This window comes from Bradyrhizobium cosmicum (assembly GCF_007290395.2).
Lineage (GTDB): Bacteria > Pseudomonadota > Alphaproteobacteria > Rhizobiales > Xanthobacteraceae > Bradyrhizobium > Bradyrhizobium cosmicum.
Genome location: NZ_CP041656.2, coordinates 1,670,148 through 1,680,240 on the forward strand (window position 1 = coordinate 1,670,148; position 10,093 = coordinate 1,680,240).

At 64.7% G+C, this 10,093-nt stretch carries 6 protein-coding genes; 2 read left to right on the plus strand and 4 right to left on the minus strand.

Annotation, left to right across the window (positions count from 1 at the left end; genetic code table 11):
* Nucleotides 1-35 precede the first annotated feature (35 nt).
* On the plus strand, nt 36-2,705 hold the full coding sequence (ligD, locus tag FNV92_RS07835) for a DNA ligase D (protein WP_143841451.1): 2,670 nt from the start codon (nt 36-38) through the stop codon (nt 2,703-2,705).
* Nucleotides 2,706-2,815: 110 nt separating this feature from the next.
* Here ligD and FNV92_RS07840 read toward each other — a convergent pair whose 3' ends face one another.
* Nucleotides 2,816-2,980, minus strand: a complete 165-nt coding sequence (locus FNV92_RS07840) for a DUF3309 family protein (protein WP_007595743.1) — start codon at nt 2,978-2,980, stop codon at nt 2,816-2,818.
* 175 nt (nt 2,981-3,155) lie between these two features.
* Between FNV92_RS07840 and FNV92_RS07845 the strand changes: the two genes are divergently transcribed.
* Nucleotides 3,156-3,473 carry a polyhydroxyalkanoic acid system family protein gene (locus tag FNV92_RS07845; RefSeq protein WP_143841450.1) on the plus strand — a complete coding sequence of 106 codons (318 nt, stop codon included), beginning with the start codon at nt 3,156-3,158 and terminating at the stop codon, nt 3,471-3,473.
* Nucleotides 3,474-3,476: 3 nt separating this feature from the next.
* Here the strand turns inward: FNV92_RS07845 and treY are convergent, their stop codons facing one another.
* The 3 genes from treY to glgX are packed head-to-tail and all read right to left on the minus strand — an operon-like array spanning nt 3,477 to nt 10,091.
* Nucleotides 3,477-6,260: a malto-oligosyltrehalose synthase gene (gene treY / locus FNV92_RS07850; protein WP_143841449.1), complete on the minus strand. Its 2,784-nt coding sequence runs from the start codon at nt 6,258-6,260 to the stop codon at nt 3,477-3,479.
* 1 nt (nt 6,261) lies between these two features.
* Nucleotides 6,262-8,016: a malto-oligosyltrehalose trehalohydrolase gene (gene treZ / locus FNV92_RS07855; protein WP_143841448.1), complete on the minus strand. Its 1,755-nt coding sequence runs from the start codon at nt 8,014-8,016 to the stop codon at nt 6,262-6,264.
* Complete coding sequence (glgX, locus tag FNV92_RS07860) at nt 8,013-10,091, minus strand: glycogen debranching protein GlgX (protein WP_015684094.1); 2,079 nt, start codon at nt 10,089-10,091, stop codon at nt 8,013-8,015. The genes treZ and glgX overlap by 4 nt, the downstream gene beginning before the upstream one ends.
* Nucleotides 10,092-10,093 lie beyond the last annotated feature (2 nt).

Genomic DNA, 10,093 nt, shown 5'->3' on the forward strand with positions numbered 1-10,093 from the left:
AGGCTCAAACGTCTAAGACAAAAGCGGGTTCGGTCGTGCTGAGAAAGCTATCCACCTATCGACAGAAGCGCGATTTCGAGCAGACGCCGGAGCCCTCCGGAGAGACCGCGGTCAGGCCGTCAAAGCAGCGGCGTTTTGTCATCCAGAAGCACGATGCGACCCGGCTGCACTACGATCTGCGGCTGGAATTCGACGGCGTCTTCAAGTCATGGGCGGTGACGAAGGGGCCCTCGCTCGATCCGCACGACAAGCGGCTGGCGGTGGAGGTCGAGGACCATCCGCTCGACTATGGCGATTTCGAAGGGACCATCCCGGAAGGACAGTATGGCGGCGGCACTGTGATGCTGTGGGACCGTGGCACCTGGGACTGCGAGGATCCCGAAGCCGGCTTCAAGAAGGGTGATCTGAAGTTCACGCTGCACGGCGACAAATTGCACGGAAGCTGGGTGCTGGTGCGGATGCGCAACGACCGCACCGGTGGCAAGCGCACCAACTGGCTTCTGATCAAGCACCGCGACGAGTTCGCCAGTGAGAGCGAGGACATTCTCAGCGAGGACAAGTCGGTGGCGTCCGGCCGCGCGATGGCGGAGATCGCCAAGGGGAAGGGCCGCGCGCCAAAGCCGTTCATGCTGGCGAAGGGCGCCACGACCAAGGCCGATGCGGTCTGGCAGTCGAACCGCGCGGAGGAAACCAAAGGGCGTACCGTCAAAGCGGCGCCCCGCGCGGCACTGAAGATCTCCAAGGCGGCCAAGAAAAAGGCCATGACTGCGTCGACTGCCAAGGAGGTCTCGGAGATGCCGGACTTCGTCGCGCCGCAGCTCTGCACGTTGGTTGAACGCCCACCGTCGGGAGATGGCTGGTGCCACGAGATCAAGTTCGACGGGTACCGCGTGCAGCTCCGGATCGAGGATGGCAAGGCCACTCTGAGGACGCGCAAAGGGCTCGACTGGACCGACAAGTTTGCCGCGATCGCGAAGGAAGCCGCCACGTTGCCGGACGCGATGATCGACGGTGAGATCGTCGCGCTCGACCATAACGGCTCACCGAATTTCTCCTCGCTCCAGGCCGCGCTGTCGGATGGCAAGACCGAAGAGCTGATCTTCTTCGCCTTCGACCTGCTGTTCGCCGAGGGCCTCGATTGCCGCCGGCTCCCGCTCAGCGAGCGCAAGACCCGCCTCAAGAAGTTGCTGGAGGCACCCAAGAAGAAAGCGAGCCAGATCCGCTTTGTCGAGCATTTCGAGAGCGGCGGCGATGCGGTGCTGCAATCGGCCTGCAAGCTCGAGCTCGAAGGCATCGTGTCGAAGAAGCTGGATGCGCCGTATCGTTCCGGCCGCACCGAGAGCTGGACCAAGGCAAAATGCCGCGCCGGACATGAGGTCGTGATCGGCGGCTGGAAAACCACGGCTGGAAAATTCCGCTCGCTGATGGCCGGCGTGCATCGCGGCGATCACCTCGCCTTTGTCGGCATGGTCGGCACCGGCTTTGGCGCCGACAAGGTCAAGCGCATCATGCCGTTCCTGAAGGAGGCGGCGGCAAGCAAGAGTCCGTTCGGCGGCAAGAATGCGCCGAAGAAGACCCGCGACGTGCATTGGCTCAAGCCCGAGCTCGTCGCCGAGATCGAGTTCGCCGGCTTCACCGCCGATGGCAATATCCGCCAGGCCGCGTTCAAGGGCCTGCGGCAGGACAAGCCGGCCGAGGAGGTCGAGGCGGAAGCGCCTGCCGATATCGCCCTTGCCAAGCCCTCCGCGAAAAGGCGCGTTCCGGCGAAGGCGGCCAAGCCGTCGAAGCCGAGTGGCAGCGCCGAAGTCATGGGCGTCGTGATTTCCAAGCCAGACAAGGAGTTGTGGCCGGACGCCGGCGACGGGGAGGGCGTGTCAAAGCTCGATCTCGCCCGCTATTTCGAGGCGGTCGGCGCCTGGATGATCGAGCATCTGAAAGGCCGCCCCTGCTCGATCCTGCGCGCGCCCGACGGCATCGGCGGCGAAAAATTCTTCCAGCGCCACGCCATGCCGGGCAGCTCGAACCTGCTCGAACTCGCCAAGGTCTCGGGCGACCGCAAGCCCTATTTGCAGATCGACCGCGTCGAGGGGCTCGCGGCGGTCGCACAGATCGGCGGCCTCGAGCTGCATCCCTGGAATTGCGCGCCGAATGCTTACGACACGCCCGGCCGGCTGGTGTTCGATCTCGATCCAGCGCCGGATGTGGATTTCGCCGATGTCGTCGATGCCGCCAAGGAGATGCGGCAGCGCTTGACCGATCTGGGGATGGAGAGTTTCTGCAAGACCACCGGCGGCAAGGGGCTACACGTGGTGGTGCCGTTGCTCCACGGCGTGCGCGACAGGGTCAGCTGGAAGGAAGCCAAGGCTTTCGCACAAGGCGTCTGCCAGTGGATGGCGGATGACGAGCCCGAGCGCTATCTGCTCAACATGTCCAAGAAGCTGCGCAACGGGAAGATCTTTTTGGACTATCTGCGCAACGATCGGATGTCGACAGCGGTTGGACCGCTGTCTCCGCGTGCTCGGGATGGCGCGACGGTCTCGATGCCGGTGACCTGGGCACAGGTGAAGAGCGATCTCGATCCGAAGCGCTATACGGTGCGAACCGTGCCGGGCTTGCTGGCGCGCTCGAAGGCGTGGGATGGCTATGACGATGCGGCCGCGTCGATCAAGTCGGCGATGAAGAAGCTGGCGGGGAAAAAGAAGTAGGGTGGGTTAGCCGAAGGCGTAACCCACCCTGTCTGTCTCCGCGGAAACTAAAGAGGTGGGTTACGCCCTGCAGATGCGCTGCGCGCTAATCCGCCCTACGCCGTCCGCCGTTAGATCCGTCCGAGCAACAGCAGGATCAGCAGGATGACGATGACGAGTCCGAGGCCGCCGCCGCCATAATAGCCGGTGCCGTAGAACGGGCCGCCGCCGATGCCGCTGAAGCCGCCGAGCAGGGCGATGACCAGGATAATCAGAATGATTGTACCGATAGACATGCGAATCTCCTCCGGCCCCTTTCTCCTGAAAGGGGCACCTCTGTCCGTTGTGCCGAGGGCAACTTGCCGCAGGTTTGAAAGTTCCGTTTATGAAACACGACCGCAGGCGCTTGGCGTATGGAACCTTTGCGGCCGACATAACTAGGTGAGTGTTCAGTCAATACGGGCAGGGATCATGTCAGCACCGCTAGTCGTCTCCATTCCGCATCGCCTCGGCCGCGAAGAGGCGGGGCGTCGGCTCAAGACCGGGCTCGGCCGCGCTGCCGCGAGCATTCCCGTGATGCAGGTCGAAGAGGAGCGCTGGGCCGGCGACACCATGAATTTTCGCATTCGCGCGATGGGCCAGATCGCGTCCGGTCAGGTCGACGTCGCCGACGACCACGTCAAGGTGCAGGTGGTGCTGCCGTGGCTGCTGCAGCGCTTTGCCGAGATGGCGCAGGCCACCATCCGCAAGCGCGGTCAGCTGCTGCTGACCAAGGACGATGGAAAATAGGCGTCAGGCGCGCTGGCGCTGCCGGGCAGGCCTGACGGCGCTCGCTGCGCGGGCCTCGATGACAGCGGCAGGAAATTCGCGGAAGGCCTGTGCCAGCGGCAGTTCGTTGCCCGCAAGTCCCCCCGCGGTGTAACCGGTGACGTCGACAATTGCGTCGAAAACGTCCGGCGCCGGCCATTCCCGGCCCGCCTGCGTGAATGGCGCGAACTGGCGTCCAACCACGACGATCGCCGCAGTCCGGCCATGGCGGCGGGCAAAGGCAATGACATGGTCGGCGTGCGCGCCGCGCACTTCCAGAGGCTGGTAGTCGCCCTCGGCGAAGACATCGGCGAGCTCATTGCGCAGCTTGAGCAGGTGTCGCGTCCAGACCAGCTTGAGCCGGCCGTCCGGCCAATGCTGGACCAAGCCGTGCCAATCCGGGGCGTCCTGCGGCAGCGCTGCGTGCCGCGCGGCAAAGTCCACCGGGCGGCGGTTGTCCGGGTCGACCAGCGACAGGTCCCAGTATTCGGTGCCCTGATAGAAGTCGGGAACACCAGGCAATGTCGCCTTGAGGGTGAGCTGGCTCAGCGAGTTCAATGCGCCGAGCAGTGCGACGCGGCGGGCCAGCGTCTGCAGCGATTCAAGGAATTCACCTGACAATGCAGGATCGAGGATCTTAGCGATGAAGCTGTTGACGCCGTTCTCATAGGCTTCATGCGGATTGAGCCAGCTCGTCTCTTCCTTGCCCTCGCGCGCGGCCTTGAGCGCATAAGCCTGGATGCGCTCGACGAAGCCGGCATCGGCCGGCTCTTCGAGCGGCCAGGCCCCGAGCAGGGTCTGGTAGAGCATGTATTCGAACGTTGCCGATGGTGCGCGCAGCTTGCCGTCGAGCGCCAGGTGCGGCGCGTTCAGTACCTTCCAGCGTGAGACTGCGCTGGTCCACTCGCCGGGGATCTCGCTGAGCGCCGCGATCCGCGCTCGGGCGTCCTCGCCGCGCTTGGTGTCGTGGGTCGCGGTCGCCGTCATCCCTTGCGGCCATTCCCTGGCGCGGGCCTGCATGGCCTGATGGAAGGCGGGAATGGAGAGACCGGTGCTCGCGGGATCGCCGCCGACCTCGTTCAACGCGAGCAGCCGGTGGAACTGGTAGAATGCAGTGTCCTCCAGTGACTTCGCCATCATCGGCCCGGTGAACTGCTGCACTTTCAGGGCGAAGCGGCGCACGCGCAGGGCACTGTGCGCGGGGCGGCCGGGCTTGAGCAGGTCCATGGTCAGGGCATCGCGCAGGAAGTCGAAAATGCCGTCGTCGGCGGCGAACCATTCCGCGCGGGCCCGCTCGATGGTGTCGTCGATCAGCTTGCGATCGAGGGCGGTCGGGTCGCTGTGCGTCAGGTAGGTGCGGTAGACCGGGAAATGCAGCACATAGAGTTCGAGCGCCTGCCGCAGGCTGTCGGCTGAGAAATCGCGGGTCGAGTAGTGTCCGTTGGCGATGCGGGCGAGCAGGCGCGTCAGCACGGTGAATTCGCTGGTCAGCAATGTCTCCAGCACGCGGCGCTTGGCGTCCTTCACATAGGGCGCGAGCTGTGGCGGACGGTTGCTGATCTGCCGCCAGGTCTCGTCCAGCGCCTCCAGCCCCTTGGCGTCGACCAGGACCTGGGTGATGACGTTCATCCACTCGTAGCCGGTGGTGCCCTGAACGCCGGCGAAGTGCGGCAGGCGCTCGTGCTCGCACAGGATTTTTTCGATCACCGTGTAGAACGGCTTTGCGTTGCCCTGCGCATCGCGCACCAGACGGCGCAACCGCTGGCAATATTGCGCGGGATCGCGCAGGCCGTCGATGTGGTCGAGACGAATGCCCTGCAGCCTGCCGTCGGCGACGAGCTGCTTTACCAGCCGGTGTGTCGCGGCGAACGTGCTTGCGTCCTCGACGCGCAGGCCTGCGAGACCGTTGACGTCGAAGAAGCGGCGATAGTTGATGTCGCTGGAAGCGAGCCGCCAGTGCCCGAGCTTGTAGTGCTGGCGCTCCAGCAGATGGTGCAGCGTCAAGGTCTGTGCCGGTCGATCCTTGGCCGCGCGATAGGCGCCAAGGCCCTGCGCGATGAGGTCGGCGCTGCCTGCGATCTCCTTCAACTCGGTCTTGAAGCCGGGCGCCTCCTTGCGGTTAGGCCGGCGCAGCCCGGTATAGCGCGTGGCAAGTGCGATCATCCGCTTGCCGGCTTCCGTCTCGGCGGCATCGGCCTCCTTCACGATCACCCGCAGCAATTCGCCATAGCGCTCCGGCGCGATCGGCAGGCGATGCTCGAAATACCAGGCGGAAAAGCTGCCTTCGCCGGGATCGTAGCGCAGCTCGATGTCGCCGCGCTCCAGCGCCTCGCCATAGGAGGCGCCGAGGATCGGCAGCAGCACGCCGCCGCGGGCGCGGTAGGGCAGCAGATCCCAGTCGATGTCGAAGGAGACCGCATGCGGCGAGGCCTGGCCCCATTCCAGCACGTCGAGCCACCAGGGATTATCGGCAAAGTGCACGCCGACATGGTTCGGCACGAAATCGATGACGAGGCCAAGATCGTGCTGCCTCAGCGCGTCGCTCAGCCGCGCGAAGCCAGCCTCGCCGCCGAGTTCGGGATTGAACTGGCTGTGATCGACGGTGTCGTAGCCATGCGTCGAGCCCTTGCGGGCCTTCATCACCGGCGAGGTGTAGAGATGCGTGATCCCGAGCGCCTTGAGATACGGCACCACCGCGGCCGCCTTGTTGAAGTCGAAATCCGCGGTGAGCTGAAGCCGGTAGGTCGCAAGAGGAATGGCGGGAGGCATGCTAGCCTCCGAGACGCCAGAGCACCGACCACGGCGGAAGCCGGTCGCCGCTCGCGTCGCCCCAGATCGGTGTGCCTGCGTCGTTGCTCGAATACGTGATCTCGTTGTCCGACAGATTGGCGACGAGGCGCAGCGTCGCGCCGTCCGCCATACGCCAATGCGCGGTCAACAGGCCGCTATCCGCCGCTGCGGCGTCGCCGAAGGTGGCGCCTCTCAGCCGCGGTGCGATCTCCTTGCGGCGAAGTGCGAGAAGATCGCGCACCAGCGCGAGTCGCGCATCCTGCTCCGGGGTACGGCCGGCCCAGTCGAGCACGGCTGATTGCAGCGTCGCGGGGTCGAGCGGGTCTGGGACCTCGTCGCCGTATTTCTCATAGGCCCAGTCGTATTCCTGCCTGCGCCCCTTGCGCACGGCATCGGCAAGGCCGCCCTGGAAATCGCAGAAGAACGGGAAGGGCGCCTTGGAGCCCCACTCCTCGCCCTGAAACAGCATCGGCACCATCGGCGCAAGCAGCGTCACCGCGAGCGCGGCGTCGATCTGCCGCGGCGAAGCCAGGCTCTCCAGCCGCTCGCCCAGCGGCCGATTGCCGATCTGGTCGTGGTTTTGCAGGAAGTTGACGAAGGTCGCCGGAGGCAGTTCGCCGCTCGCCTCACCGCGCGGCTTCTTGCCCCAGAATTCCGAGATCTCGCCCTGATAGACGAAGCCTGAAGCCAGCGCGCGGGCGAGATCCATGCGCGGCGTCTGGTAGTCTGCGTAATAGCCGGCGAGCTCGCCGGTCAGCATCACATGCCAGGCGTGATGGTAGTCATCGTTCCACTGCGCTCGGTACTTCCCGTTCGGCGGATCCTGAGCGGCGTCGAGAAGGGCGGCGCGATTGTCGCCATTCTCCAGCACGAGATGGACGTGGCGTCCCGTTGCCTTGGCAAGTTCGCCGACGGCGACGCTGAGGTCGTGCAGCATCGATTGCTCGCCGGGAAGGGCCAGGATGTGATTGGCGGCATCCAGCCTGAGGCCGTCGAAGCGGTAGTCGGTCAGCCAGGACAGTGCGTTCTCGATCGCGAAGGCGCGGACCTGCGGCACGCGATAGTCGATCGCGCTGCCCCAGGGCGTGTGTGCATCGGTGAAGAAGGTCGGTGCATAGCGGCCGAGATAGTTTCCTTCGGGTCCGAAATGATTGTAGACGACGTCGAGAAACACCATCAGCCCGCGCAGGTGCGCTTCGTCGATCAACGTCTTGAGCTCTTCAGGGCGGCCATAGGCGCTGTCGGGCGCATACCACAGCACGCCGTCATAGCCCCAGCCGCGGCGGCCGGCGAAATCGGCCAGCGGCATCAATTCCAGCGCGGTAATGCCGGTTGCGACGAGATGATCAAGCTTGTCGATCATGGAGCGATAGGTGCCTTCCGGCGTGAAGGTGCCGACATGGGTTTCGATCAGTACCGTCTCTTCCCAGGGCCGGCCGCGCCAATCCCCAGCGCGCCACGAGAAAGCATCGTGATCGATCACCTCGCTCGGACCGGACACGTCGTCGGGCTGGAACGCCGATGCCGGATCGGGCACGTCTATATCGTCGTCGATCCTGAACTTGTAGGAGCTGTTGACCGGCAGGCCCGCGATGTCGGCGACATACCAGCCGTCCTGCCGGCGCTGCATCGCGTGCCGCCTGTCGAGCAGCAGATCGACGCGCCGTGCGTCCGGTGCCCACAGCCGGAACGACACGCCGTCCTTCGTCGGCCTCGCCCCGAAGGATGGCCTCATAGCGCCCCCGCGAAAGCGAGCACGGAACGCGGCGGCGCTTTGCTGTCGCTTCCGGGCAGGAAATCAACGCTGTTCAGCTTGGCGTCGGTCGTGTTCAGGATCTGCTGCCAGCTCTTGTATTCGGTCAGTTTCGGCAATTTGAATGCGATCTCTTCAGGGGCGGCGTTCAGTACGATAAATATCGCGGCGCTTCCCGGTTCCATCGGCCCCATCACGTATGAGAGGAACCGCCCCTCCGGGAATTTCCAATCGTTCTCCGTCATCTCGTCACCGGCGGGCGTCAGCCACAGCGCACCGTAGGAGATGCCATCCTTGGGGCGGCCGTCGAGCCAGCGATGGCTGCGAAGCTGCGAGAAGCGGCGGCGGATGTCGGCAAGACCGGCAACGAAATCGACCATGTCGTCGCCTTCCTTGCCGAGATTGTCCCAGCCGACCCAGCCGACCTCGTTGTCCTGGCAATAGGCGTTGTTGTTACCGGATTGCGAATTGCCGACCTCGTCGCCGGCGAGGATCAGCGGAATGCCCTGCGCCAGCATCAGGCAGGCCAGCACGTTCTTGCGAAGCTGCCGGCGCAACCCGATGATCTGGGGATCGTCGGTCGGGCCTTCGACACCGCAATTGTTGCTGTGGTTGTCGCTGGAGCCGTCGCGATTGTCCTCGCCGTTGGCTTCGTTGTGCTTCTCGTTGTAGCTGAAGAGATCGGCGAGCGTGAAACCGTCGTGCACCGTGATGTGGTTGATGCTGGCGCGCGGCCGCCGTCCGTCATGGTTGAACAGATCGGACGATGCCGTCATGCGGCTGGAGATGTCGCCGATCAGGCTGCCTTCGCCGCTCCAGTAGCGCCGCATCGCGCTGCGATAGCGGTCGTTCCATTCCGACCATTGCGAAGGGAATGCGCCGACCTGGTAGCCGCCGAGGCCGAGATCCCAGGGCTCGGCAACGAGCTTGACGGTCGCCAGCACCGGATCCTGCCGGATCGCGGTCAGGAACGAGATGCCGCGATCATAGCCGTTCGGTCCGCGCGCGAGCGTCGTGGCGAGGTCGAAGCGGAAGCCGTCGACATGGCAGACCTCGACCCAGTAGCGCAGCGAATCCATCACCATCTGCAGCACGCGCGGATGAGTGAGGTTCACCGACGATCCGCAGCCGGTGAAGTCGTCGTAATAGCGCGGGTTGTCGCGGTTGAGCCAGTAATAGGAGGCGTTGTCGATGCCGCGGTAGCACAGCGTCGGGCCGAGGTGATTGCCCTCGGCGGTGTGGTTGTAGACGACGTCGAGCATCACCTCGATGCCGGCATCGTGCAGGCGCGCGACCGTGGTGCGAAAGGAGTCGAGCGCGTTGTCCTGGGCGTAGCGCGCCTCGGGCGCAAAGAAGGACAGCGTGTTGTAGCCCCAATAATTGGCGAGCTTCTTCTCGACCAGAATGCGATCGTCGACGAAGGCGTGGATAGGCAGGAGCTCGATCGTGGTGACACCGAGCTTCTTCAGATGCTCGATCATCGCCGGTGACGACAGTCCGCCATAAGTGCCGCGCAAATTCGGCGGTACGTCGTCGCGCTTCTGCGTCAGGCCCTTGACGTGGGCCTCGTAAATGATGGTGTCTTCCCAGGGGATATTGGGCCGGATCTCGCGGCGGCCCCAGTTGAAAGTCTCGTCGACGACGACGCCCTTCGGCATGCCGCGCGCGTTGTCGCGCCGGTCGAACGACAAATCCTCGCGCGGGCTTCCGGTGCGGTAGGCGAAATGCGCGTCGCTCCAGACCAGCCGGCCCGCGAGCCGCTTGGCATAGGGGTCGAGCAGCAGCTTGTTGGCGTTGAAGCGGTGGCCATGCTCGGGCTCGTAGGGGCCGTGCACGCGATAGCCGTAGAGCTGGCCCGGCGAAACGTCGTTGAGATAGCCGTGCCAGACGTCCTCGGTGCGTTCGGGCAGCTCGATGCGCTCAAGCTCGCGCCGGCCCTGGCCGTCGAACAGGCATAGCTCGACCTTCTGCGCATTCGCGGAGAACAGCGCGAAATTGGTGCCACGTCCGTCCCAGCTTGCACCGAGGCGTGCGGGCGATCCAGCAGTCAGGCGCATCG